General features: G+C 61.3%; 28 protein-coding genes and 3 tRNA genes. 14 read left to right on the forward strand and 17 right to left on the reverse strand.

The genetic code is table 11. The annotated features are described in order from the left end of the window. Positions 1-13: 13 nt before the first annotated feature. The 3 genes from E5K03_RS16610 to E5K03_RS16620 form a co-directional block, all read right to left on the reverse strand. Positions 14-949, reverse strand: coding sequence for an oxidoreductase (locus E5K03_RS16610; protein ID WP_138007910.1), 936 nt, complete (start codon positions 947-949; stop codon positions 14-16). Positions 950-982: 33 nt separating this feature from the next. Next, on the reverse strand, positions 983-1,606 hold the full coding sequence (locus E5K03_RS16615; RefSeq protein WP_138007911.1) for a DUF309 domain-containing protein: 624 nt from the start codon (positions 1,604-1,606) through the stop codon (positions 983-985). A 515-nt stretch (positions 1,607-2,121) separates the two neighbouring features. Continuing rightward, positions 2,122-2,194: transfer RNA gene (locus E5K03_RS16620), tRNA-Arg, on the reverse strand. A 166-nt stretch (positions 2,195-2,360) separates the two neighbouring features. Here E5K03_RS16620 and E5K03_RS16625 point away from each other — a divergent pair. The 4 genes from E5K03_RS16625 to E5K03_RS16640 all read left to right on the forward strand — a co-directional run bounded on the left by E5K03_RS16625 (position 2,361) and on the right by E5K03_RS16640 (position 6,014). Beyond that, positions 2,361-2,933, forward strand: a complete 573-nt coding sequence (locus E5K03_RS16625) for a hypothetical protein (RefSeq protein ID WP_138007912.1) — start codon at positions 2,361-2,363, stop codon at positions 2,931-2,933. A 143-nt stretch (positions 2,934-3,076) separates the two neighbouring features. After that, a complete protein-coding gene (locus E5K03_RS16630; RefSeq protein ID WP_138007913.1) occupies positions 3,077-4,522 on the forward strand; it encodes a single-stranded DNA binding protein in 1,446 nt (481 codons plus the stop codon). A gap of 56 nt (positions 4,523-4,578) precedes the next feature. Then, complete coding sequence (locus tag E5K03_RS17805; RefSeq protein ID WP_138007914.1) at positions 4,579-5,010, forward strand: histone; 432 nt, start codon at positions 4,579-4,581, stop codon at positions 5,008-5,010. Further along, positions 5,010-6,014, forward strand: coding sequence for a histone deacetylase family protein (locus E5K03_RS16640; RefSeq protein ID WP_138007915.1), 1,005 nt, complete (start codon positions 5,010-5,012; stop codon positions 6,012-6,014). The genes E5K03_RS17805 and E5K03_RS16640 overlap by 1 nt, the downstream gene beginning before the upstream one ends. A gap of 34 nt (positions 6,015-6,048) precedes the next feature. Here the strand turns inward: E5K03_RS16640 and cca are convergent, their stop codons facing one another. Continuing rightward, a complete protein-coding gene (gene cca / locus E5K03_RS16645) occupies positions 6,049-7,401 on the reverse strand; it encodes a CCA tRNA nucleotidyltransferase (RefSeq protein WP_138007916.1) in 1,353 nt (450 codons plus the stop codon). A gap of 94 nt (positions 7,402-7,495) precedes the next feature. Between cca and E5K03_RS16650 the strand changes: the two genes are divergently transcribed. The 3 genes from E5K03_RS16650 to E5K03_RS16660 all read left to right on the forward strand — a co-directional run bounded on the left by E5K03_RS16650 (position 7,496) and on the right by E5K03_RS16660 (position 9,656). Beyond that, positions 7,496-7,568: transfer RNA gene (locus E5K03_RS16650), tRNA-Asn, on the forward strand. 91 nt (positions 7,569-7,659) lie between these two features. After that, positions 7,660-7,766 (forward strand) — tRNA-Ile (locus E5K03_RS16655). Between the two features lie 228 nt (positions 7,767-7,994). Continuing rightward, a complete protein-coding gene (locus E5K03_RS16660; protein ID WP_138007917.1) occupies positions 7,995-9,656 on the forward strand; it encodes an alpha-amylase family protein in 1,662 nt (553 codons plus the stop codon). 20 nt (positions 9,657-9,676) lie between these two features. On the opposite strand, the gene E5K03_RS16665 is transcribed toward E5K03_RS16660, so the two are convergent. Next, positions 9,677-10,420: a DNA polymerase sliding clamp gene (locus E5K03_RS16665; RefSeq protein ID WP_138007918.1), complete on the reverse strand. Its 744-nt coding sequence runs from the start codon at positions 10,418-10,420 to the stop codon at positions 9,677-9,679. A gap of 112 nt (positions 10,421-10,532) precedes the next feature. Next, the gene (locus E5K03_RS16670) at positions 10,533-11,954 is read right to left on the reverse strand and encodes a phosphoglucomutase/phosphomannomutase family protein (protein ID WP_138007919.1); all 1,422 of its coding nucleotides are present in this window, start codon (positions 11,952-11,954) and stop codon (positions 10,533-10,535) included. A 102-nt stretch (positions 11,955-12,056) separates the two neighbouring features. Here E5K03_RS16670 and E5K03_RS16675 point away from each other — a divergent pair, with 102 nt between their 5' ends. Continuing rightward, positions 12,057-12,593 (forward strand): NADPH-dependent FMN reductase, encoded by a 537-nt coding sequence (locus tag E5K03_RS16675; protein WP_138007920.1) that lies wholly within the window; start codon positions 12,057-12,059, stop codon positions 12,591-12,593. Here the strand turns inward: E5K03_RS16675 and E5K03_RS16680 are convergent, their stop codons facing one another. The 3 genes from E5K03_RS16680 to larB form a co-directional block, all read right to left on the reverse strand. Further along, positions 12,594-12,875 (reverse strand): GIY-YIG nuclease family protein, encoded by a 282-nt coding sequence (locus tag E5K03_RS16680; protein WP_138007921.1) that lies wholly within the window; start codon positions 12,873-12,875, stop codon positions 12,594-12,596. It lies immediately after the preceding gene. 125 nt (positions 12,876-13,000) lie between these two features. Beyond that, on the reverse strand, positions 13,001-13,156 hold the full coding sequence (locus E5K03_RS17330) for a DUF7563 family protein (RefSeq protein ID WP_171006723.1): 156 nt from the start codon (positions 13,154-13,156) through the stop codon (positions 13,001-13,003). 64 nt (positions 13,157-13,220) lie between these two features. Beyond that, entirely contained in the window at positions 13,221-14,009 is a 789-nt protein-coding gene (gene larB / locus E5K03_RS16685) for a nickel pincer cofactor biosynthesis protein LarB (RefSeq protein ID WP_138007922.1), read from the reverse strand. A 175-nt stretch (positions 14,010-14,184) separates the two neighbouring features. On the opposite strand from larB, the gene E5K03_RS16690 reads away from it, so the two are divergent. Further along, complete coding sequence (locus E5K03_RS16690; protein ID WP_137197702.1) at positions 14,185-14,352, forward strand: DUF1931 family protein; 168 nt, start codon at positions 14,185-14,187, stop codon at positions 14,350-14,352. Between the two features lie 39 nt (positions 14,353-14,391). Here the strand turns inward: E5K03_RS16690 and rpiA are convergent, their stop codons facing one another. From rpiA to thpR, 3 genes are all read right to left on the reverse strand, one after another. Beyond that, on the reverse strand, positions 14,392-15,090 hold the full coding sequence (gene rpiA / locus E5K03_RS16695) for a ribose-5-phosphate isomerase RpiA (protein WP_138007923.1): 699 nt from the start codon (positions 15,088-15,090) through the stop codon (positions 14,392-14,394). A 78-nt stretch (positions 15,091-15,168) separates the two neighbouring features. Continuing rightward, positions 15,169-16,296 (reverse strand): ORC1-type DNA replication protein, encoded by a 1,128-nt coding sequence (locus E5K03_RS16700; protein ID WP_138007924.1) that lies wholly within the window; start codon positions 16,294-16,296, stop codon positions 15,169-15,171. A gap of 142 nt (positions 16,297-16,438) precedes the next feature. Beyond that, positions 16,439-17,008 (reverse strand): RNA 2',3'-cyclic phosphodiesterase, encoded by a 570-nt coding sequence (thpR, locus tag E5K03_RS16705; RefSeq protein WP_138007925.1) that lies wholly within the window; start codon positions 17,006-17,008, stop codon positions 16,439-16,441. A 61-nt stretch (positions 17,009-17,069) separates the two neighbouring features. Between thpR and E5K03_RS16710 the strand changes: the two genes are divergently transcribed. After that, a complete protein-coding gene (locus tag E5K03_RS16710) occupies positions 17,070-17,822 on the forward strand; it encodes a tetratricopeptide repeat protein (RefSeq protein WP_138007926.1) in 753 nt (250 codons plus the stop codon). Positions 17,823-17,831: 9 nt separating this feature from the next. Here E5K03_RS16710 and E5K03_RS16715 read toward each other — a convergent pair whose 3' ends face one another. Next, on the reverse strand, positions 17,832-18,332 hold the full coding sequence (locus tag E5K03_RS16715; protein ID WP_138007927.1) for a macro domain-containing protein: 501 nt from the start codon (positions 18,330-18,332) through the stop codon (positions 17,832-17,834). Positions 18,333-18,421: 89 nt separating this feature from the next. Between E5K03_RS16715 and E5K03_RS16720 the strand changes: the two genes are divergently transcribed. Both E5K03_RS16720 and E5K03_RS16725 read left to right on the forward strand, forming a co-directional pair. Next, positions 18,422-18,721, forward strand: a complete 300-nt coding sequence (locus E5K03_RS16720; protein ID WP_138007928.1) for a DUF424 domain-containing protein — start codon at positions 18,422-18,424, stop codon at positions 18,719-18,721. Positions 18,722-18,863: 142 nt separating this feature from the next. After that, the gene (locus E5K03_RS16725) at positions 18,864-20,141 is read left to right on the forward strand and encodes an aminotransferase class V-fold PLP-dependent enzyme (protein WP_138007929.1); all 1,278 of its coding nucleotides are present in this window, start codon (positions 18,864-18,866) and stop codon (positions 20,139-20,141) included. A gap of 87 nt (positions 20,142-20,228) precedes the next feature. Here E5K03_RS16725 and E5K03_RS16730 read toward each other — a convergent pair whose 3' ends face one another. Beyond that, positions 20,229-21,500: an L-lactate MFS transporter gene (locus tag E5K03_RS16730; RefSeq protein WP_240730063.1), complete on the reverse strand. Its 1,272-nt coding sequence runs from the start codon at positions 21,498-21,500 to the stop codon at positions 20,229-20,231. 172 nt (positions 21,501-21,672) lie between these two features. On the opposite strand from E5K03_RS16730, the gene E5K03_RS16735 reads away from it, so the two are divergent. Beyond that, entirely contained in the window at positions 21,673-22,104 is a 432-nt protein-coding gene (locus tag E5K03_RS16735) for an iron-sulfur cluster assembly scaffold protein (protein WP_138007931.1), read from the forward strand. A 30-nt stretch (positions 22,105-22,134) separates the two neighbouring features. Here E5K03_RS16735 and hemB read toward each other — a convergent pair whose 3' ends face one another. From hemB to E5K03_RS16745, 3 genes are all read right to left on the reverse strand, one after another. After that, positions 22,135-23,121 (reverse strand): porphobilinogen synthase, encoded by a 987-nt coding sequence (gene hemB, locus E5K03_RS16740; RefSeq protein ID WP_138007932.1) that lies wholly within the window; start codon positions 23,119-23,121, stop codon positions 22,135-22,137. 66 nt (positions 23,122-23,187) lie between these two features. Beyond that, positions 23,188-23,352 (reverse strand): DUF6757 family protein, encoded by a 165-nt coding sequence (locus E5K03_RS17335; RefSeq protein ID WP_171006724.1) that lies wholly within the window; start codon positions 23,350-23,352, stop codon positions 23,188-23,190. A gap of 7 nt (positions 23,353-23,359) precedes the next feature. After that, positions 23,360-24,178 carry a PHP domain-containing protein gene (locus E5K03_RS16745; RefSeq protein WP_138007933.1) on the reverse strand — a complete coding sequence of 273 codons (819 nt, stop codon included), beginning with the start codon at positions 24,176-24,178 and terminating at the stop codon, positions 23,360-23,362. A gap of 187 nt (positions 24,179-24,365) precedes the next feature. On the opposite strand from E5K03_RS16745, the gene E5K03_RS16750 reads away from it, so the two are divergent. Next, complete coding sequence (locus E5K03_RS16750) at positions 24,366-24,650, forward strand: DUF5789 family protein (RefSeq protein ID WP_138007934.1); 285 nt, start codon at positions 24,366-24,368, stop codon at positions 24,648-24,650. Positions 24,651-24,661: the final 11 nt, after the last annotated feature.

Consider the following 24,661-nt stretch of genomic DNA (forward strand, 5'->3'; position numbering starts at 1 on the left):
CCGCCGCAACAGCTCAGAAGTCGTAGCTGACGCCAGTGAGCTCCGTAGAGACGTCCCAGAGCCGCTCGGCGTCCGCCTCGTCGTAGGATCGATCGCTCGACTCTTGCATCGTCGGCGCGCCGCGCATGTTCAACAGCCCGCCGGGCCCGACGTACTCGCCGCCGGACAGTTCTGGATGCGTCGCGGCGTACAACAACGGCCACGCGCCCTGTTCGGCCGGCTGTCCGAAGAGCGCGTTTGCGACGCCCATGAGCGCCGTCTTGAGCTGCGACCCCTCCATTTCGGGTCCGCGACGCTGGAGATTCGTGGCAGCGTATCCGGGATGACAGGCGATAGAGATGGTGTCGGCGTCAGTCTGCGTGAGGCGGCGATCGAGCTCGTAGGCAAACAGCAGATTCGCGAGCTTGCTCTGGGCGTACGCGTCCCACTTGTCGTATGATTGCTCGCTGTGGAGGTCATCAAAGTCGATCGCACCGCGTTCGTGAACGCCACTGCTGTGGGTGACGATCCGGCTTTCGCCGTCAGTGTCACGAATTCGATCGAGGAGCAACCCAGTCAACGCAAAGTGGCCGAGATGATTGACGCCAAACTGGGTCTCCAAGCCGTCTTCGGTCTCTGTTCGGGGGATCGCCATCACGCCGGCGTTGTTACAGAGGATGTCGATCGGCGTGTCCTCCTCGAGAAGTTTCTCCGCGAACCGACGGATCGATTCGAGGCTCGCGAGATCGAGCTTACCGACTGCGAGCGACGCGTTCGGGATCTCCTCGCGGATCGATTGCACCGCGTCTTTGCCGCGATCGACGCTGCGACACGCGAGGATCACGCGCGCGCCCTTTCGAGCAAACGCTTTGGTCGCCTCGTAGCCGAGGCCGCTGTTCGCGCCGGTGACGACGACCGTCTGATCGTGCATCTCTGACATATCCATCGCAGTCCAGTCGGTGGAGGCCATACGATCGGTACGGGTGCCGAACGGATAGATCCCTCACTCGTCTGTGCCATCGAACAGTCCCGAGACGTCGTCCTCCCTCGCGCGCCGGCGCTCAACGTGGCTTTGGAGGCGGTCGTAAACGACCGCGCGTCGATCGCGGTTGCGAATGAACTCGGTCAACAGCCCGGCGAACCGCGATTGCCCGCGATCGGCCTCTTCGGCCGCATACGTGCCCGCATCATCGAGGATCGAGCGGTCGTACTCCCCCTCACCGGCGATCGTGGCCGCGGCGATCGTCAGTTCAGGAATTCGTAACGTCGAAACAGTTACCACGGTACCTCGGTGGCGGAGCTTTGGTGGGGATTGTCGTTCGATCCGCTCGGGATCGGCCGCAAACGCCCGGAGGATCGATCGGATGCGAGCGACGTCAACGCCGCGATACTGCTCGCCGAGCGGCTCGAGATAGCCGATCGCGCTCGAACAGAGGCCGACACAGCCGCTCCAGTTTCGCGATCGGGCGTGGTGAATTGCCGCAGTGAACTGGATGAGCCCGTGGAGAAGCCGCTCGTCATCACTCCCAGAGTCAAGTTCGAGCCACCGGTCCTCCCAGGCATCGTGGGCGGCGTGGAACTCACCGGCGTTGTAGACGGCGATCCCTGCCCGGAGCACGTGGTCCATGGCTGTATGGAAGGCCAGCGAGTGGAAAACGGCGACGATCGCTCACTGGGTTTGCTCTCCGCTCAGATCCCCCGAGAGTTTTACTATGTACTGTTTGCTCGGCTCGGAGTGTTGTGTGAAAAAACGTCCTGACGGAGGTCTACGCGAGTTTACGAGCGTAGACCACGTCAGAGCGCGGACGTAGTGAGCGCCCTGAAGAAGATTTGAACTCGCCAAGATGTTCCAGGCGTGCGGCGCTTCGCGCCGTTCCGGGCTGCAACTTGTCTGCTCAAAGCTCCTTGAGTTTCTTTCAACACTACCGCTCGCTCCGCTCGGAGTATTGTGTTAAAAACGTCCTGACGGAGGTCCACGCGAGTTTGCGAGCGTGGACCACGTCAGGGCGCGAACGAAGTGAGCGTCCTGACGGAGATTTGAACTCGATCGCTCACTGCGTTCGCTCTCTGCTCAAATCTCCGGTGTCCGTTTTCCAAACACGGGCGACTCGCTATCGCTCGTCGCCTTTGTGTTTGGAAAAGCGTCCTGACGGAGATTTGAACTCCGGTCCCTGGCTCCGCAAGCCAAGAGGATAGTCCACTACCCTACCAGGACTCAATCAAGAGTACCCGGCACCGACATAAGACGGTTACGGTCCGGCGACTGTGTGCGCTCAATCGACACGCTAGATGGACCGCGCTGGCTCGCGTAGCAGCGGGTGAGACAAACGGCCATTTGTGCGTACGCGACCTTTTCGTGCTCAGGAAGCGACAGCGTACGTATGAACCGCCTCCGTCGATCGGTCCTCCAACGCGCTGCGATCGCCCTCCTGATCAGCTCAGTGCCAGGCTGTCTCACACGGTCGGGTCCCGGAGGCACAGATGATGACGGCTCTGGCCCCGACGATACCGGGAACGATACGGACGACTCAGACGATACGGACGATTCAAGCGATCCAGACGAAGCGAACGATGCGGACGATTCAGACGACGACAGCGAGCCTGACATCACCGCAGAATCGTTCCAGACGAGCGGCAGCTGTCAGAACCCCGAATCAGCGTCGATCGAGTGGGCCGACGAGTCGATCGCGATCGAGGGGTGCATTGTCGGCCGAAACGGCTGTGCAGACGCCCGGCTCGTCCCACTCACGCAAACGACGGCAGACGGCACTCTCGACGTCGTCGTCCAAACCTTCGTCGATGCCGACGACAACGAGGCGTGTACGGAGGTGCTGATCAACATCAGGTATGAATTGCGGCTGCGTGTCCCCTCGTCAGGTGACCCAACGCGGATTCAGGTGACTCACGACGATGTGAACGGTCGATCGGCTGTCGCAACCACAGACCGGCCCTGACGGTTGATCCAGCGGTTTTTATTCGATTACGACTCACCGGCAGATATGCGACGCACAGCTGCGATCGGGACCGCAGAAATTCGGGGCTACCTCGGCCAAGGACAACGTTTAACCGCAGGCTGGCCCTGCCACAAGCTACGAATATGGGAGCCATAGAGGACGCCTACGACGACCTCGACACCGACGTGTCATTTGAGGAGTTCGCCGACGCAGTCGAACAGAAGGTCGAGGAGATGGCGGGGCTCGCCGACGAGGAAACCGCTGCAATGTTGATTGCTCATGAACTGAAAGATGAGCAAGTCAACGGGATCGCCGACATTGCCCCTGGGATGGACGACGTCAAATTCATGGGCAAGGTCGTCTCGATCGGCGAACTCCGGACGTTCGAACGGGAAGGCGACGACGAGGACGGCCGTGTTGTCAACGTCGAGGTCGCCGATGAGACCGGTCGGATCAGAGTCTCACTGTGGGATGAGGTTGCAATGGCTGCGGTCGGCACCGAAGACGACCCCGGCGAACTGGAGGTTGGTGATATCCTCAGGATCGCCGGCCGACCGAAAGACGGCTACAATGGCGTCGAGGTCAGCGCCAACAAGGTTGAACCCGACGAAGACGCCGAGATCGACGTACCCGTGATGGACACCTACCGCATCGAAGACCTCACGCTTGGTGCCTCGGATGTGACACTGAAAGGAAAGATTCTCGATGTCGATACCGTCCGGACGTTCTCACGAGACGACGGCTCCGAAGGGAAAGTTGCGAACATGACACTCGGTGATCCGACCGGCCGCGTTCGACTCACTCTCTGGGACGAGAAGGCCGATCGCGTGGACGATTTCGACGGCGGAGAGTCGATCGAAGTCATCGACGGCTATGTCCGCGATCGCGATGGAGATATCGAGCTACACCTGGGCTCCCGCGGGACAATCGAACCGCTCGAGGACCCGATCGAGTACATCCCCGAGACGACAGACATCGCAGACCTCGAAATTGGCCAGACTGTCGACATCGCCGGCGGCGTAATCGAAGCCGATCCCAAGCGGACGTTCGATCGCGACGACGGTTCAGAGGGGCAGGTCAGAAATGTCCGAATCAAAGACGATACCGGTGACATCAGGGTCGCGATGTGGGGTGGAAAAGCCGATACGGATATTGATTTGGCTGATCGTGTCGTCTTCACTGACGTGGAAATCAAAGAGGGCTGGCAGGACGATCTCGAAGCCTCTGCGGGCTGGCGATCGGCGGTAAGCGTGCTTGAGCCGGAGTCCGCCTCAAGTGAGTCCGCTGAAACGTCTGCGTCGCAGGCCAGCAGCGACAACGTTGGGTTGGACACATTCGAAGACAGTAATGCTAGTTCGGACGCAATAGACTCTGCAGCGACAACGTCCGCAGAGGAGAGTGGAGGCGCGGTCACAGCCGAGGCGATCGAAATCACCGGAACGGTCGTTCAGGCTGGTGACCCGGTCGTGTTGATGAACGGCAACGAGACGTGGAGCGTCAATACCGACGAGTCCGTACGCCTCGGCGAGGAAATCACGGTTCGAGGGCCCGAAGCGGACGGAACGATCGAGGCCGAAGACGTCTTTTGAGGAACTGCGGCGGCGCAACGGAAAGGATTATACGCCGATCGAACTCGTATGTGCGTATGAGCGTTGAGTTGCCGTTCGCGCCTGTTGATGCGATCATCCGGCGCAACGCCGGGTCGCTGCGGGTGAGCGCCGGTGCAGCCAAAGAGCTTGCGCGTCGGATTCAACGTCGGGGTGCCTCTCTGGCCCGTGAAGCCGCTGCGGTTGCAGAAGCTGACGGCCGAAAGACGCTGATGGCGAGCGATTTTGGCGTCGAGCAAGTCGTTGCCCGTGACGAACTCGAACTGCCGATCGCCCCCGTCGATCGGATCGCGCGACTCGACATCGACGATAAGTATCGGGTGTCAATGGAGGCACGGATTGCCCTCGCAGACATCCTCGAAGACTACGCGGACAACGTTGCCCGGGCGGCAACAAAGCTCGCACATCACGCGGACAGACGAACCGTACAAGCAGAAGACATCGAGACGTACTTTTCACTCTTCGAGTAATGCAGTTCGGCTACAGTGACCTCTGTTTGGCACACGATCCCGGTGAACGCCACCCCGAATCAGCCGATCGGCTCCGCGCGATCAAACGCGGCCTCCAGAAACGCCATGGCGTTTCCTATCACGACGCCGACCGCGCAGACGCGAGCGCGGTGAAGGCAGTTCACGAGTCTGCGTATGTCGAAGAGGTCCAGGAATTTTGTGCATCCGGTGGAGGCAGTTGGGATCCAGACACAATCGCCGTCGAGAAGACGTGGGAAGCGGCGCTACAGAGCGCGGGCTTGGCACAGTGGGCCGCGATGGAAGCACTAGACGGCGCTGACGGGCGTCAAACGCCGTTTTCGATCGGTCGCCCACCAGGGCATCACGCCGTCGAAGACGACGCGATGGGGTTTTGTTTCTTCAACAACGCGGCTGTCGCCGCCCAGGCGGCGATCGACGACACCGGGATCGATCGAGTTGCAATCTTTGATTGGGATGTCCACCACGGCAACGGTACCCAGGACATCTTCTACGACCGCGACGACGTGTTTTACGCGTCGATCCACGAAGACGGACTCTACCCGGGAACCGGCGACCGAGACGAGATCGGAACCGGAGACGGCGAGAGGACGACACTGAACGCACCGCTGGCTGCCGGTGCCGGGGATGCGGATTTTTTATACGTTATCGACGAAGCGATCGCACCCGCGCTCGAGGCCTTCGAGCCCGAGTTGGTCATCATCAGCGCGGGGTTCGATGCCCATCAACACGACCCAATCTCGCGGATGCGAGTCTCGACAGAGGGATACGCGCTCATGACCGCGCGGATGCAGTCACTGCAGGCGTCGCTCGATATGCCGCTGGCATTTGTCCTGGAGGGAGGGTACGGCCTCGATACCCTGTCTGAGGGGGTTTCGATCGTTCACGAGACGTTCGATGGCCGCGAACCGATGCCGTGTGAGGATGACCCCACTGACAAGACCAAGGCGATCGTCTCGGAGCTACGCACGGCTCTCGATCTGTAGCGACCAAGCTGTTAGTGACCGACGGGTGCCATGATCAGGGCGTCGGTTCGAAGTACTCCCGAAGCGCTCGACCAAACGGCTCACAGAGTGTGGAAAGCTCATCGCCCGAGCGGATGTCGTATCCGGATTCAAGCGCAGACTCTATGTGCGTCCCCAGCCCGACCTCAAAGATCTGATCGCTCTGGAGGAGCGCACGGACGTCAGTGAACTCACGAGGTCGTTCGACGACGTAGCGATCGCCGTCGAGAAACGGCCCGTAGACGTCGGCGGTTGACTCGTACGCAGTAGTGAACCCTTCGGCGTGGGGTCTCACGTGGACCGGCGGCCCCTCGTGACGTTCGATTGCTGGGAGAGTGTCGGTTTCGAGTTCAACGAGGATGACCGATTGCGTGTCTGCAAATGTGGTTGATCGACAGACGCCGAAGCCGCAGCGGTCGAGTTCTGAAACGAGTCCACGACGCGATTTTCGCAGTTGTGGATACAGTTGATCTTCGACGATGTCCGGTGTCTCGAAGACGATCGCCAGGACCGCTGTTTCGCGGCGACGCAGATGCGCGTCGAGTTCGGCGGGTGAAAGCGGCTCGACCGGGGGTGGAAAGAACAGTTCGAGCTGCGGGTCCGCGCGGAGTTCTCGAGCGTAGTGTTGGAGCCGTGCGACGTTCTCCGCGGAGACAACTGCGGCAACGTTGCGATCGGAATCCGTGGGGTCGATGACGACGAGCGGGTCGTCGAAGTGACTCGTCCCGTGGGATTCAGGGTCGTAGACGACCGGCGGCCGCCACTCCGCGGCTGCATCGACGAGCGGCGCAAAGCCACCGTGTTCGACGACGAGCAACTCGGTCAAATAGCCCGAGAAACCCTGGGTTTTGAGATCGCTCCCATAGACGCCGATCCCCTTGAAAAACCGCTTGCAGACCCGGACTGCCTCGCGGAGCTCGTCGGTCAAACAGGCAGCGAGGTACTCGTTGTGAAATGGCGTTCGATCGACCGCTGAAACTAATCCAGACGCGTCTTCGACGGCATAACACGGGACGAGATCGATGTCGAACCCCTCGTACGTTCCGGTGACGTACGGGTGTTCGGCGTACTCCTCGTGCCCGTCAGGCAACACGGTATGACCGATCTGCAGGCCGTAGCGTTCGAGGTCGTCGCGATCAAGTTCCGGCGAGAATCGGACGAAGAGATCAATGTCTCGATCGCCAGCGAGCCACGTCCCTCGGGCGGTGCTCCCAACGCGGATAACCTCGGCGTCAACCGGCAGCGTCGAAATCGCCCGGTCGGCTGCCTGCGTCAGCTCGGCGGCGATGAGATCGAGACGATCGCGTTCGTCGGCATCCGGCGAGACGCGATCGAGGACAGTCTCGCAGACGCGATCGAGGGAGTCCATACTCTCGATTTCTGTGGCGCGTGTGAAAGCGTGTCGCTTCCGTGGGGTGAAAACGAAAGCCCTAATTATGCCACGGCGAAACGAACGACTGCGAGCCGTCGTAGCTCAGTTGGTAGAGCACCTCGCTGTTAACGAGGTGGTCCCAGGTTCGAGTCCTGGCGACGGCGTTGTTCTCTGCGGACCGGTCGTTGAGCGATCGCGTTTGCGTCATCGGCTCCCGATAGGCTCAATAGGCGGCATCAAAAATGTGGGGACAACGGGCCTTTAGCTTAGTCTGGTTAAAGCCCCCGGCTCATAGTTCCGCCGGCACGCGATCGGTGGGATGAGACACCGGGTGATCACCGGTTCAAATCCGGTAGGGCCCATTCCCCGGCGAACGACAGTGAGCCGTGGGAGAGTAGCATACGCGTTTGAATCAGACGAGTCACAGCCCGCGCAGCGAAGCGAGCAGGAATGTCTCGGCGAGGTTCAAATCCGGGAGGACCGATGTACTCGCGCCCAGCGAAACCGATCGTGTCGCCTGCCTTGACCGCGATCGCGCTGATCGCCACGATACCCAGCGGTTAAGTAACTCTCCGATGACCGTCGTTGCAATGACGACTGCGACTTCGTGGTTTCGGGATGCAGTGATCTATTCGCTCGACGTGAAGACGTTTAACGACAGCGACGGCGACGGCTGGGGTGATTTTCAGGGACTGATCGATCGGCTCAACTACCTCGACTCACTGGGCGTCGACTGTCTGTGGATCCGACCGTTCTTTCCGAGCCCGCTGCGAGACAACGGCTACGATGTCGCCGACTACTACGGCGTCGACGATCGTCTCGGGACGCTCGGGGACGTTCGAGAACTCGTCGATCGGGCCCACGACCGTGGGATTCGGATCCTGACAGACATGGTGTTCAACCACACCTCCTCGGAGCATCCGTGGTTCCAGCGGGCGCGATCGGACCCACACTCGCCGTATCACGACTACTATCTGTGGACCGAACACCCCGAGGAGGCGTTTTCACACCCGAACATCTTCCCCGATCGCGAGGATGGCGTCTGGACACACGACCAAGTAGCGGGCAAGTGGTACTACCACCAGTTCTATCACCACCAGCCCGACCTCAACACCGCGAATCCGGCGGTGCGCGAGGAAATCTACGACGTGCTTCGATTCTGGCTGCAGATCGGTGTTGACGGCTTCCGGATCGACGCGGCTCACCCAATGTTGCACCCGAAAGGCCACAACGCAGTGACGCCCGACATCGGGATGGGTCTATTCGAGGAGATGAAGTCGGTCGTCCGCGACGAACGCGAGGACGCAATCCTGCTGGCGGAAGCGGACGATCAGCCCGAAGTCCTCCGGGAGTACTTCGCCGACGGCGACGGTTTCGATATGCTGTTCGACTTCGTGACGAACCAGCACATGGCGTACGCTATCGCCGTCAAGGATATGTGGCCCATGTACCGCGCGAATGAGCAGCTTCCGGACCTCGGAGCGATCGGCCAGTGGGCGAACTTCCTGCGGAACCACGACGAGTTCAATCTCCTGAAACTGCCGGGTGAGGCGTTCGAACACGCACGGCAGTTCTTCGGCGACGACGAGGGAGACTCGTGGATCTTCGATCGCGGACACCGCCTTCGGCTCGCGGATCTCTACGCCGGTGATCACGATCGGATCGCGCTCGCACACAGCCTCATGTTCTCTCTCCGTGGGACGCCCGTGTTGTTATCGGGCGACGAGATTGGGATGGGTGCAGATATCTCGTTGCCGGAACGCGAGTCGGTCCGGACGCCAATGCAGTGGTCTGCCAACGACAACGGCGGCTTCTCGACCGCAGCGCCAGAAGCGTGTTACAATCCCGTTATCGACGAGGGCGAGTACAGCTACGAGCAGCTCAATGTTGCCGAGCAACTCGCCGATCCGGGATCGTTGCTCAACCGGATCAAGGCCTTGATTGACGCCCGAACGATGTGTCCCGAAATCGGCTCGGGATCCTACTCGATCCTCGACGTCCCCCCAAAAGAGGTGTTCGTCCACCGCATGGACGCTCGCAACACGGTGCTCATTGCTGCGCACAATGCCGCGACCGACCGACGAGAGGTGCAGATCCCCTTCGAGGTTCCTGCTGACGCTGCGACGAAGATCGTCGGCCCGGGATCGTACGCGATCGAAGATGAGACTATTCAGTTCGATCTCGGCGAGTGCGAGTACGTCTGGGTCCGTGGGGACACACGTGGCGATCGGATACCGATGGGCGAAGCCTAAGTCAAAAAGTTATCAGCAGCTCAGTCGCTCTGGATCCGCGGCGCGAGCATGTAGGTCACGTGACCGAGGCCCTCGGCGAACTCGTAGTGCAGTTTGACGGGGAACTCCTCGCCGAGGTCGATCGTCACCTCGGTGTCTTTCGGGATCGCCTTATTCATGTCTTTGAGGTAATCCAGCGAGAACAGCGAGTTTGCGGGCCCGGCGGTGAGGTCGATCAGGTCCTCGCGTTCGAGCTTGAGATCGACGTCGTCGGTGTCGCCCTGGGCTTCGATGTAGAACGCCTCTTCAGCCTCATCAACCCGGAGCGCGATGTGATCGGACACCATGTCCGCAGCCTTGATCCCGCGATCGAGCTGTGCGCCCTCGACGACGATCGATGCCGGCAGATCGAGTTCGGGAATATCTGGTTCCTGTCGGATCGAATCGGGATCGATGAGTGCAAGCGTGTAGGACAGCCCCTCCATTTCGATGTGGAGCTTCCGCGTCTCCTCGTCGAGTTCGAGATGCACGAGGTCGCCGCTGTTCGCCATTCCGGCGATATCCTCGAGTCGGCCGAGATTGACGCCGATAACGCCGCCGTCGGCCTCGTAGGACTCGAACGCCGCGGCGTCGAGCGTGAGATCGACCATGCCAACGTTGGCCGGGTCAACGGCTCGAATCGAGAGGTCTTCTTCATTCAACCGGATCTTGCACTCGTCGACCAGCACGCTCACAGAGTCGAGCGCGTCCCGGAGCGTCGACGCGCTCACGATGGCCTTGAACATATACCATTCGCTACGTAATCACCCCCTAAAAATACACCCGATTCGACCGCTTTCGGGACCACGTTCGGCCGCCGACGATCGTGTGGTATCGGCGCTCGACGGTCGAGCCCGATCAGTCGAGTTCGGCGTCGACAACCGGACGGACAATTGCCTCGCCGGCTTCAAGTACCGCGTCGAGACGCTCGGGACTGGATGCCTCCGCGTAGATCCGAAGCTTTGGTTCGGTCCCGCTTGGCCGAACGAGCAGCCACGAGCCGTCTTCGAGCAGGAGTTTGAAGCCGTCTTTTGTGACGATCGAGTCGATTTCCTTGCCGGCAACCGTTTCGGGCAGTGCTGCCTCGAGTGCGTCCAACACCGCACCCTTCGCGTTGTCGGGACAGTCGACACTGATCTTGTCGGCGTGGATCTCACCGTACTCCTCGGCAAGTCGGTCGAGCCGATCGTCGAACGGCTTGGCCGCAGCGATCGCACCCGCAAACAGCGCCATCAACACACCGTCTTTTTCGCGGAGATGTCCGCGAACGGAGAACCCACCTGACTCCTCGCCGCCGACGATGACGCCGTCGTCGTCCATCCCCTGGGCAACCCACTTGAAGCCGACGGGTACCTCGACGATCGACTCGCCGTGGGCCTCTGCGATCCGATCGAGCAGGAACGTCGTCGAGACGGTTCGGACTGCCCCGTTGGTCCCCTGTTCGGTTGTTGCCTCGCCATCGAGCAGCGCGTCGTAGAGGACGGCGAAAAACAGGTTCTCGTCGAGATAGCCCGCCTCGGGGGTACAGATCGCGATCCGATCCGCATCGCCGTCGTTTGCGACACCGAGGTCAGCATCGTGTTCGTCGACCGCGTCGGCCAACTCGGCGAGATTCTCTGCGCTCGGTTCGGGCGAGCCGCCGCCGAACGTCGGATCACGCTCACTGCGACGACTGATGACGGTCGCGCCAGCGGACTCGAGGAGTGCGTCGGTGACGCCGCGGCCGCTGCCGTGGATCGCGTCGTAGACGACGGTCAGCCTAGACAGATCGACCTCGCCGAAGTGTTCTGCAACGAGTTCGTGGGCGTGGTCGGCGTGCGGTTTGACTGGATCGACGCGAGTGACACTCCCGCGTTCGGCTTCGGGCAGCAGATCGGGTTCGGCGAGGTTCGCCTCGATCGATTCGGTGACTTCCGGCAGGGCAGGCGCGCCGTCGTCGGGGATGAACTTCACGCCGTTGTACTCCGGGGGATTGTGCGAGGCAGTGACCATGAGCGCGCCAGCGAGGTCGCGATCGACGATCGCATACGCCGCAGTCGGCGTCGGGCAGTCTCGCTCGGGGAGATACACGTCGAAGCCGTTGCCAGAAAGCACCTCCGCGAGACTTTCTGCGAATCCCTCTGAGGTATCTCGTGCGTCGTAGCCGACGAACACCGCCCTGTCGTCGCCGGCTTCGGTGAGGTGGGTTGCAACCGCCTGTCCAACCATCCGGAGCCGATCGTCGGTGAAGGTGTCGAGAGTCGCCCGCCAGCCGTCTGTCCCAAACGCAATTTTGTCCATACGACATCTCATGAGACGATCCGGAATAAAATGGGATGATGCTCGATCGAGGTCCCGTTCGGATGCCGGTGTGTTTTTTCGCACGGAGAACGGACTCTGGGCATGACACGAATCGTCGGTGTCTGTGGGAGTCGACGGGCCGAAAGCACCACCCGAGCAGCGATCGCCCACGCACTCGACGCCGCTGCCGATGTCGGAGCGGAACCGGACCTTCTTGATTTGGGGACCGTTGATCTTCCGCTGTACCATCCCGATCGCGACGAGCAAGGCGAGTCAGCCGCGCTGTGTGCACGAGTTCGATCGGCCCACGGCGTGATTCTCGGGTCGCCGGTGTATCACGGCTCGTACTCCTCGACGTTCCGAAACTTCCACGACTACTGTGGCAAATCCGAGTACGAAAACACGGCGGTTGGGCTGGTTGCGACCGCCGGTGGCGGCTCCTACGGTCCAGCCCTCGAACACATGCGGAGTACTGTCCGGGGAGTACATGGGTGGACTGTCCCAGAACAGGTGGGGCTCAGAAAGGCGTCCAGAAAGGTCGAAGGCGATCGTATCGTCGACGCCGACACGAGGGAACGACTCGAACGCGTCGCCCGTCAGGTCGTCTGGGCGGCCGAACGACTGCATGGCCGGGAGTGATCACCTGTCGGTCGATCGCGCTGGCTCTGGCTCCGGGGACGATTCAATGAGCGCCGCCTTGTCCGATCGCCGGAGCTGTTTGATCTCGTGTTCGCGGGTCATTGCGGCCGATTGGTCGGCATATGATTCGAGGTGAACGAGCGAGACAGGTGTTCGACCACGGGTGTACTTCGCGCCGGTACCGGCGTTGTGTTCGGCGAGGCGCCGATCGGGATCGGTGGTGTATCCGGTGTAGTACGTGCCGTCGTCACATTCGAGGACGTAGACGTAGTGCGATTTCACAGCCGCTGATTCGTGCGGTGTAATAAAAAATTCGGGTCGTTGGAACCGCGTGGCCCACACCCAGTCCCCGTCTCGCCACCGGCGATCGGGGACACTCTTGTGGAGCGGTTGGATCCGCGGCCCAGTTATTGGTTTTGTATGCGGGAGCGGTCACGGGCCGCTTCGGCGATTCCGGCGTTTGCCGAACAGGACGGGCAGGCGTTGAGCCGGCCGTGCTCGTCGGCGAAGACGCGAGCGAAGCGGTCAGAGACGTGTCCCCCGCAGTGGTCACAACGTGGCATCTGTTGGACCGGCACTCAACCGCTGCCGGCAGCAATATATTGGGGATACAGGCTCAAATACTCTTCATTTGTCGGAATTTGGACTCGACGATTCGGTGCCGCTCGATCGCGCCTCGGCGATCGCTCGCGCGATGAGTCCGGCCTGCGCCCCCGCCGTGTAGCCCGCGTCGATATTGACGACTGAAAGTGCCGTACATGACTGTACCATCCCGTAGAACGCCGCCTCGCCGTCCCCGCCTGCGCCGTAGCCGACACTCACGGGTAGCCCAATCACCGGCGCATCGACCAATCCTGCGACGACCGTCGCCAGCGCGCCCTCACGGCCGGCCGCGACGACGAGTACGTCCGCGCGGCGAAGTCGATCGAGTTGATCGACAACCCGCGTCAGGTTTGCGACACCCACATCACAGATGAGCTCGACCGTTGGCCCACTCTCGCGGGCGATCGCCGCTGCCTCCCCCGCGACCGGGAGATCTGCGGTGCCGCCAGTGACGACAGCGACCGTTGCGTCGATCGACGGCTGCTCAACCCCATCTGCCCGGGCGACGAGTGTTCGAGCCTGCACATTGTGGTCGATCGTCGCTGCCGTGAGCTGTGTCTTGAGCGCCGCGGCCACGTTGGGTTCGAGACGGGTGAGGATCGCTCGCCCAGTGGTCTCGAGCGCCGTCGTGGCGAGTTCGATGAGCTGTGCTTCGGATTTGCCGTCCGCAAGGATCGCCTCACAGATTCCGCGGCGACGTTCACGGGCTGCGTCAAACCGACCGGACTCCGTGGTCGCGTACCCGCGGAGCTCGGCCTCCGCTTCGGCAACGCTGCGCTCGCCGTCAGCAACCGCGCGTAAGATCTCTCGCATGCCATCGGAGAGGCGATCGAGGGTGTCGAAGCTGTCGATCGATGTCGGAACGCGCTTGCGGGGCGTTCGCGTATTTAAACGTACCGGTGTACAGCCCTCAAAACGACGGTATTCGGTAGTTTCGGCAGAACAGTATGGGAATCCTTATTAAGCCGGAATCGGTACGACCGATTGCATGGCAGATCTTATCGTCAAAGCAGCCGTCAAGGAAGCGCTGGCCGACAAAAACGTCGCTTCGGACTTCTACGACGCGCTCGATGAGGAAGTTGCGGAGCTGCTCGAAGACGCCGCCCGACGCGCGGAAGAGAACGACCGAAAGACCGTCCAGCCGCGCGACCTGTAAGGCGGTTTTACCCCTTTTTGACCGGTGAGCGGCCTCCGTTCACCGGTCGATTTCGATCCGATCGACTCCCGTAGCGGTGCCCACGTATATCACGTCTGTGAGGCCAACGAACAGCCCGTGTTCCAGCACGCCCGGGAGCGAAGCAAGCTCTGTAGCCAGGGCGGCAGGATCGTCGATCGGACCGAACGAGCAGTCGAGAACGAGATTCCCGTTGTCGGTGACGACAGGGCCGTCTTTGTGCGCGGCTCGCCGGAGTGTCGCCTCGCCATCGAGAGCGGCCACCGCCGCCGCAACTGTCGTCCGAGCGGCCGGGAGCACCTCGATCGGAACTGATCGGTCGAGCACGTCGGCGGTTTTCGACGGATCGACGACGATCGAAAGCCGATCGGCTGCGGCGGCGACGATCTTCTCACGAGCATGGGCAGCGCCGCCGCCTTTGATGCACGCACCGGTCGCGGGAACGATCTGGTCGGCGCCATCAATGGCGAGGTCGATCTGCTCGGTGTCGGCGACTGGGACGAGCGGAATTGCGTGCTCCCGGGCGAGTTCCCGGGCGGCAAACGAGGTCGGCACGCCGCGGACATCGAGCCCGCTGTCGACTGCCCGCCCGATCGCTCGAATAGCGTGTGCAGCCGTGCTGCCCGTGCCAAGCCCGACTATCATGCCGTCTTCGACCGCGGCGGCAGCGGCCTCACCGGCCCGGCGCTTTGCGTCGTCGTTTCCGCCTTCGGTTTTCATGGCAGTCGATTCTCGTGGAGACAAAAAGAGCTTCGTGCCGAGCGCCGACAATCGGCTCACAGACCACATCGCCGCCGGTCACTTCAGTCGATCAAGCACGGCCTGAGAATCGTACAACAGCGAGAGCTCTCGCGAGCGCCCTCGACCCTCTACGTCTGCGTACTCGGCAGTGATGATACCGAGTTGGTCGAGCTTGTTGATGATCTCCGAGTAGCGGGTGTATCCGAGCCCTGTCTCGGTATGGAACGCGTCAAACACCTCGCCAGCGAGTTTGCCGTCATTGTCAGCGACGACCCGGACGAGCGCGCGTTCGGATTCCGAAAGCCCACGAAGCCGCCGGGAGAGGTGTACGTGTTTGGACTTGTCGTAGGCGTCGTCGATGTCTTCGATCGCGATCGTCCGGGCCGCGCGCATCTCGGCATGCAAGCCGGCCCGGCGCATGAGGTCGATCCCGACCCGGAGATCGCCGCTTTCGGCGGTCAACTCGGCAATGCGATCGAGTTCAGGAGCACCGAGCACTCCGTCGTGAAAGCCCCGGGTGGCCCGCTCACGGAGAATATCGACGATCTCATCGACGTCGTACACGGGAAAGTACACCTCCTCCGGACGAAACACGCTTTGAACCCGCGTGTCGAGTTCGTCCATCAGCTCCAAAGAGAGATCCGAGGAGATGACGATCACGCCGATCCGGGCCCCCGGATGTGCCTCGTGGGCACGAAGCAGCGAGTACAGCGCATCAGAGGCCTCGTTCTCATAGAAGAGGTAGTTGACGTCGTCGAGTGCGACCACGAGAACCTCGTCGTCTTCGACGAGCCGATCGGCGACTTGCCCAAAGAGCTTTTTAAATGAGATACCCGAGGAGGGCGGTTCGTAATCGAAGATCGCCTCGAACAGCCGTGAAAAGACGGCGTAGCGCGTCGAATCGACTTGACAGTTGACCCGTACTGTCCGGACGTCCGTCTGCCCGGAAAGTTCCCCGAAGAGCTTCTGGACCGCAGTCGTCTTGCCGGTCCCGGGCGGACCGCGGATCATTGTGTTCAGCGGGCGTGATCCACGGACGGCAGGCCGGAGGGCGTACTTCAGGCTCTCGAGTTGGCTCTCGCGGTGGCGGAACGTCTCCGGGAGGTGATCAATCTCGAAGACCCGTTCGTTGCGGAACACAGTCTCGTCCCACGACAGCATCCCACCCTCGGGCTCATCAGCCATTGTCAAGAGTGCGATCCTCAGAGTACTTAATCATTCCCCGGAGCCAAGGTGAAAGTGGGGACCCGATCGGACGAAACGAAAGATCTCGCCGCGAGTCACCGCCGATTTCACTCTCACCGTGGCTGGCAGTCAATATCTCCGATTAGGGGCCTGTATCCGCCGGCAGCTGAATCTGATCGATCGTTCGATACGTCGGGCCATCCTCGCCCAGCACGCTCTCTTTGAGCCGTACCTCACTGACCTCGAACCCGCCGATCGAGGCGTCAGCGGCGAGTTCGCGCTGGACACGGTCTTTGCCGCGCGCGTCATCCATCCGCGCCAGCGTGACGTGCGGCGTGAACTCGTGTTGCTCGGGGTCGAATCCGACGGCGACGAGTTCTCGTTCGATCGGCTCCTGCAGCGCTGACACCCTCTCAGCTCCCTCGTGGACGCCGGCCCAGACAACGGTGATGTACTCCGGAGACGGAAATGCACCGAATCCGCCGAGCGTACACCGGAACGGCCCCACGCCTGCCGCCGCGACCGCAGTCTCGATCGCGTTCATAATGGCCGCCGTCTGGTCCGGATCGACGTCGCCGAGAAATTTCAGCGTGATGTGTGCCTGCGAGGGATCAACAAACCGTAGTCCCGCCGCATCGCGAAAGCGCTCCTGTGCGTCGCCGATCGCGTCGGCGAGCGTCTCAGGAAGGTCGATCGCAACGAAACACCGCATATCGGTGGATTCTGCGCCCAACGACGTAACGCTTACCCGGGTTCCGGCGGTAGAGTAGGGTATGACTGATGATCGCGAGCGCCGCCACCGCTTTTCGGAGGGCCAAGGCGTCGACGAGGACTACGACGAGTTCACGCTGGATCCACCGGAGCTGAAAGTTGATCCAACGAAGGTCGATCCGGTCGACTCGCGGGTGTTGACCGACATCCTCGATCGGCGCAACATCAACGCCGACAGCGTCGACGTGGAGACCCTGATCGACGTCGGGCTGTCGTACATGGGGATCAACCGCTACGAGGAGGCGACAGAGACGTTCGAGCGTGCCGCCCGATTTGCCGAAGAGGACTCCATCGAGAGCCAGGAGGCGTGGGTGAACAAAGGTGTTGCCCACGCCCAACTGGAGGAGTACGACGAGGCGATCGGCGCCTATCAGGAGGCGCTGCGGATCGATGACGACTCGGAGTTTGCTGCGGACGCAGAGACGAACCTGGCGTACTCGCTGTGGGAGTTCGGCGAGACCGAACAGGCGCTCGACCACGCCGAACGCGCCGTCGAACTCGATCCGCGATCGCCGCAGGCGTGGTACAATCGTGGCTTCTTCCTCTCCGAGCGCGGGCTCTATGAGGATGCAGTCGACGCCTTCGACAACGCGATCCGGCTGGGAATGCGAAGCGCCGAAGTGTTAGAAGAGAAGGCGGTGGCGCTCGAGGAACTCGGCAACTACGAGGAGGCCGAAACAGTCCAGGAACAGGCCGACGAACTCCGCGCGGAGGCCGAGGACGAACTGATCGAGCAGCATCGAAGTGGTCAGTAACCGCCCTGTTTAAACGATCTCGGCGACCCGCTCAAGCGTTGTGTACTGTGCGTTCGTGTACGCGATCACCCGTACCGCAGACAGGGTGTCGGCGTCGAATCGATCGATCGCCCGACAGACGATTTTTGCACCTGTTTCAAAATCGAACCCCGCAGCGCCGGTGCCAAGCACGGGGAGCACGATCGACTCACAGCCGAGTTCTTCGGCGGTCTCCAGCGCCCTTTTTGTCGCCGTATGGATGCTCTCCCGAGTCGCACGGCCGTCGCCGTAGTGGGGCATCGCTGCGGCGTGGATGACGTAATCGGCGTCGAGATCGAACGCGTCCGTGACGGCGGACTCGCCGAGGTCGATCGGTCCTTTGGCCATGGCGGCCTCGTTGATGGGGCCGTTTGCCTCGCGACGCAACGCGCCGGCGACCCCGCTGCCCATGCGGAGGCTGGTGCCGGCAGCGTTCACGAGCGCATCAGCGGACTGTGCGGCGATGTCACCCTGAACAGTCTCGATCTCCATACGTAGACGATCGACGCCCACGCTCAAAGTGGTTGCCCGGGCGGACAGCCGACAGATGGATGTATGAGCAGTGGGTACCGACCGGTACGATGCTCCTCCGTGAACGAGAGACGCCGAAGGGGTTGTTGGTGTCACTGTGCGATCGCGACTGTCTCGGTGAGACGTACGCGGAGGGACCGGTCACCTTGGAGGTGACAGAGTCGTTCTACGGCGGCCCCGAGGCCGAAGAGGTCGACGAAGCCGCAGCGATCGACGGCCTCCGACGAGCCAGCGTTGCGAACATCGTCGGCGAGACGGCCGTGACTATGGCGATCGATGCTGGCCTCGTTGACGAGGACCGTGTCCTCGAAGTAGGGGACACGCTGCACGCACAATTACTCTGGCTGTGACTGCAGTGGCCGCGTCACCGGAGGATTCGCCCAAACAGCAACGTGCGCTACCCGCGTCCTTAGCCGTCGAGTAACCGAATTTCGTTCCGTTGGACGTGGGAGACCGAAGGGATGTTAGCCTTCCAATCCCTATCATAGTTCAATGAGTACCCAGCGAACGTATCCGATCGACGTGGCGTCGATCCGCGAGGATTTCCCGATCCTCGATCGCCATGTTGGCGGCGACGTGACGGTTGCCGGCGAATCCGACGGAGACACAGAGCCGCTCGTCTACCTCGACAACGGCGCGACGAGCCAGACGCCTCGACAGGTGGTCGACGCTATTGTGGACTACTACTACGGCTACAACTCGAACGTCCACCGCGGCATTCACCAGCTGAGCCAGGAGGCCTCCGTGGCGTACGAGGCGGCACACGATCGAGTCGCCGAGTTCATCAACGCGGCCGGCCGCGAGGAAATTGTCTTTACGAAAAATACCACCGAGTCGATGAACCTCGTCGCGTACGCGTGGGGGCTCGAAGAACTCAGCCCTGGAGACAGCGTCGTCACGACGGAGATGGAACACCACGCCGCGCTCGTGACCTGGCAGCAGATCTGCAAAAAGACCGGCGCGGAGCTTCGGTTCATCCGGATCGACGGCGAGGGGCGGTTGGATATGGACCACGCCGCCGAGTTGATCGACGACTCGACGAAAATGGTCTCGGCAGTCCACATCTCGAACACGCTGGGAACAATCAACCCAGTGAGTGATCTCTGTGACCTCGCACACGAACACGACGCGTACGCCTTCATCGACGGCGCGCAGGCGGTTCCGACGCGGCCGGTCGACGTCGCGGCGATCGACGCGGACTTCTACGCCTTCTCGGGACACAAAATGCTCGGTCCGACGGGAATCGGCGTCCTGTACGGCAAAGAGTCGATCCTCGAATCGATGAGCCCGTACCTCTACGGTGGCGAAATGATCCGAACGGTCACCTACGAAGAGTCCACCTGGGAGGACCTCCCGTGGAAGTTCGAGGCCGGCACGCCTGTCATCGAGCAGGGGATCGCACTCCACGCGGCGATCGACTATCTTGAGGACATCGGGATGGAGAACGTCCAGAGACACGAAGAGCTGCTGGCCGAGTACGCCTACGAGGAGCTGACCGCACACGGCGACGTCGAGATCTACGGCCCGCCTGGCGACGATCGCGGCGGCCTCGTGGCGTTCAACCTCGAAGGCGTCCACGCCCACGATCTGTCGAGCATCCTCAACGACTACGCGGTGGCGATCCGAGCAGGCGATCACTGTACGCAGCCACTGCACGACAAACTCGGCGTCGCCGCCTCGGCCCGCGCCTCGTTTTACATTTACAACACGACCGAGGAGATCGATCGGCTCGTCGAAGCGGTCGACGCGGCCAGACAGCTGTTTGCGTGAACGCCTCTGCCGTCATCTTGGTGTGAGCGTGTCGTTCGATGCGTGTCGGTGACCTACTGATGGACTGCGTAGTGTTTGTGTCGGCCCTCAGTCCGAGGGAGCAGCAGTTGGGGACATCGACGCACGAACTTGGCTGATTCTGACACGGAGAATTGTGGCGGCGATCAGCCCGATGACCATTGCAGCGGCAATGACGTACATCGCACCCTCAAAGCTGCCGGTCGTGTCTCTGAAGTACGCGATCATCTGCGGGGAGGCGAGCCCCGCAATTGACCACGCAGTAAGCGTGTATCCGTGGATGACTGCGACGGCCTTCGTCCCAAAGAGGTCACCAATATACGCGGGAAGACACGCAAATGAGCCACCCATACAGCTGACAACAAGAAAGAGCATCGCTGCAAATATCCAGACGTTGGTCACATTCGGCATCGCGAGGAACACCGCACACTGGATTGCGAGAAAGAACGTGAACATGTTCGTTCGTCCGGTGTAATCAGAAAGCGCCGCCCAGCCGATTCGTCCGCCGGCGTTGAAAATCCCGATCGCGCCGACGATGGTCGCAGCGAGCGCTGCAGAGGCACCGGTGATTGCCTGGGTCATGTTCGCCGCCTGTGACAACACCATCAGCCCGGCGGAGATGCTGAAAAAGAGCACGATCCACAGTAAATAAAACCGTGGTGTCCGGAGCGCTTCTCGGCCCGTCAGCTGCTCAAGATCAGCCGCAGTTGATCCGACTGGCCCCTCGGCAGCACCCGACTCGGTTAAATCGCCTGGGGCCCAGCCGTGGGGCGGCTTTTCGAGGTAGAGCGATCCGAGGACGATCATACAAAAATACCCAATCCCGAGGGCGTAGAAGGTGCGTGAGACCGTCGTGACGTTCATGAGAGTCTGGGCAGTAGGAGCGGTAACGAGTGCGCCGCCACCGAAGCCCATGACTGCTAACCCGGTCGCAAGACCACGCTTATCGGGAAACCATGCAACCAGCGTTGAGACCGGCGCGATGTACCCGATCCCGAGTCCGATACCACCGAGAACCCCGAACGTCGCGAGGAACATCGGTAAGATCCCAAGTTGGACACTCAAGCCGGCACCCAAGATTCCAGCCCCAAAAATTATGGCTGAGACCAATCCCGCGCGGCGAGGGCCATGTCGTTCGACAAACCAACCCATGCTGGCTGCAGTGACTCCGAGGAAGAACAATCCGAGGCTGAACGCGAGAGTCACCTGAGAGTTCGACCAACCGTGCAGTTCTTGCAGCGGATTCTGATACACACTGTATGCGTAGATCGATCCGATCGACGTGTGAATCAACACCGCTGAAAGTGCAATGAGCCACCGGTTTTTGTCAGCACCTGACATTGAGATCCGTATGGAATCTATAAATAAAAATCATTATATTGTCAGCACAAAGAGATGATCAATGGCACCGATAGATGAAAAGGCGTACGTCGCCGCTAACACGGCCTGCTATGGAGGATGTTAGTGTGCCCCGGAACCCTTTTAGAGACACCTACCGTAGCAATTTCCAACGATGGGACTCGGATCGGACATGTACCGCCAGCAGATTCTGGATCACTACAAAAGCCCTCGCAACTACGGGGAGATGGAGGAGCCAACGTTCTCTCACGTCGGCGAGAATCCGTCCTGTGGGGACACAATCCAGGTCGACGTGCGGCTCGAAGACGACGAAGAGACGATCGAGTACGTGAGCTTTACCGGCGACGGCTGTGCGATCTCACAGGCCTCCGCCAGCATGCTATCTGAGCGGTTACAGGGGATGACACTCACCGAACTCCACGAACTCGACACCGACGACATCACCGAGATGCTCGGCGTGACGATCTCGCCGATGCGCGTGAAGTGTGCCGTGTTGGCCCGACAGGTCGCCCAGGACGGTGCGAAGCTACATAACGACGATATCGACGATCTCGAACTCACCAACCTCGAAGCAGACGAAAACTGAGCGAGCGATTGTTTTGGTCGATACAAGTGCTCAGAGCCGATCGGCAAGATCCTCCGCAAAGTAGGTCAAAATCAAGTCCGCGCCAGCGCGCTTGATCGACAACAGCGACTCGTAGGCCGTCTCCTCGAGATCGAGCCAGCCCTTCTCGCTTGCGGCGTGTATCATTGCGTACTCGCCAGAGACGTTGTAGGCGGCCACCGGCTGGTCGAACGATCGCCGAACCGCGGAGACGATATCGAGATACGGCAGCGCGGGTTTGACCATGAGCACGTCCGCGCCCTGTTCGACGTCAAGTTCGACCTCGCGGATCGCCTCGCGGGCGTTGGCGGGATCCATCTGGTAGTGACGCCGATCGCCGAACGCGGGCGCGCCATCGGCGGCGTCTCGGAACGGCCCGTAAAACGAGGATTCGTATTTCGCCGCGTAGCTCATAATCGGCACGTTCGCGTATCCCTCGTCGTCTAATGCCGCCCGAATCGCGCCGACCATCCCGTCTGTCATCGACGAGGGTGCGACCATGTCTGCGCCGGCGTCAGCCTGTGAGACTGCTGTTTTGGCGAGCAGTTCCAGCGTCTCGTCGTTTTTTACCGTCAGCGTTGGATCTGTAGCGGCGCTGGATTCGACGATGCCGCAGTGGCCGTGGTCTGTGTACTCACAGAGACAGACGTCGCCGATGAGGTAGACATCCGTTTCGGCGCTGATCGCTCCCATTGCCCGCTGAACGACGCCGTCTTCGGCGTATGCTCGGCTGCCGACGGCGTCTTTCGATTTGGGGATGCCGAACACCATGACCGCCGAGACGCCGGTGTCAGCGATCTCTTCAACGCGATCGACCGCCTCCTCAACGGGGACTCGCTCGTGGCCGGGCATCGACTCGATCGGGATCCGCTCGTCGGTCGTCGCGTCGACAAACACCGGGGCGATCAGGTCGTTGGGCGTCACCGTCGTCTCACGGACGAGCGGGCGCACCCCGTCGGTCCGGAGCCGCCGCGGGCGTGCCTCGGGCTCGAACTCCATAACGTAGCGTCGGCGATCGACCAAAAAAACCGTATCGTTCGGCGACGGCCGTTCGAAACGGCGGGCCTAGTCGGTTCGGGTGACGTCTAGCTGTTCGCGAAGGGCTGCGAGTTCCTCAGAGTCAGACAGCTCCGTGAGGCGCTCGCGGAAGTGCTCCGAACAGAGACCGACGGAGATGCCGTCGCTCTTCGCGGCGTAGGCAGCCTCGCGGTCGCAGTAATGACAGCGCATATCGGAGCTATGACCCCGACGAGCTATAAGGTTGCGCTCGCGGGAGCAACTCGCGGACTTCGGTCACTGTGTCACCGTCAATCGAGACGAGACCCAGCTGGTCGCTGTGGGCGTCACTCCCTCCAGTTACGAGAAGTTCGTCGCGATCGATCGCCGCCTCAAGACGATCGGTGTCGACGTCGAACCCGTAGGGATAGTACCGCTCGACAGCGTCGAGTGAGTCAAGCCGCGAGAGCGCGGCAGCCGGGTCCGGATATCGAAACGGGTGGGCGAGCGAGACGAACGCGCAGGCGTTCGCAAGCAGCTTGACACCTCGGTCGAACGGCGTTACGTCTCGGGCGACGTAACACGGTCCGTCGTTTCCGATCAGCTCGTCGAACGCGCCGTCGAAATCGTAGGGTGCGTCGCTGTCGGCGATCGCCCGCGCGATGTGGGGTCGGCCGATCCCTGCACGTGGCTCAATGCCGAGTTCGATGTCAAGGCGATTTTCGACGGCGTTGATGATGCGCGTGCCCCGATCGATCCGATCGCGCTGGATTCGATCGAGTTCGGCAACGAGGTCATCAGTGGGGCGAACCGCATATCCGAGCAGATCGAGCTGTTGAACTGGCGTCTGCACCCGGAGTTCGATGCTCCTGACGACGACAATCCCATCAATCGAAACCACCGGTGCGGGCAGTTCCGGGTGAATCACGTCGTGGTCTGTCACCGCAACGAGATCGACACCGCCAGCAGCGGCAGCTGCAGGAAGCCGATCGATTGTCAACGTCCCGTCGGAGGCAGTCGTGTGGACATGCAGATCCGCACGCGAAGGGCCAGCGTCCATACAAGTACCAACGCGGCCACCGCAAAACCGCTATCGGCCGATTGTCCGACCGTCCGATCTTCTGGTCGTCCCGAGCTTCCGACAGCCGGAACGACGGGTAGTTCCTTAACTATCATTAAGGAATATCTATGAACTCATATACATACATAGAAAATCATTAAGGATCTTCCCCAGAGACCAACTGTTGATGCGATTGCACAGCACTGACGACCTGCTGACAGCCCACGAGTATCCCGCGACAACCACCGAGTTGATCACCGCCTACGGTGACAGCCGAATCGAACTCCAGAACGGAACCGAGACGCTCGGAGATGTACTCTCACGCCTCAGTGAAGAGACCTACCACGACTCAGCGGATGCGCGGGCAGCGGTCATGTCGGCGCTGAGCCACAAGGCGATCGGCCGACGCTTCTACAGCGATCGTGACCAGTACGCTCTTGGTGAGGACGGTCCCGATCCAGTGTCGTTCTGAACGCAACGGCG

This window comes from Halalkalirubrum salinum (assembly GCF_005543295.1).
Taxonomy (GTDB): Archaea; Halobacteriota; Halobacteria; order Halobacteriales; family Haloferacaceae; genus Halalkalirubrum; species Halalkalirubrum salinum.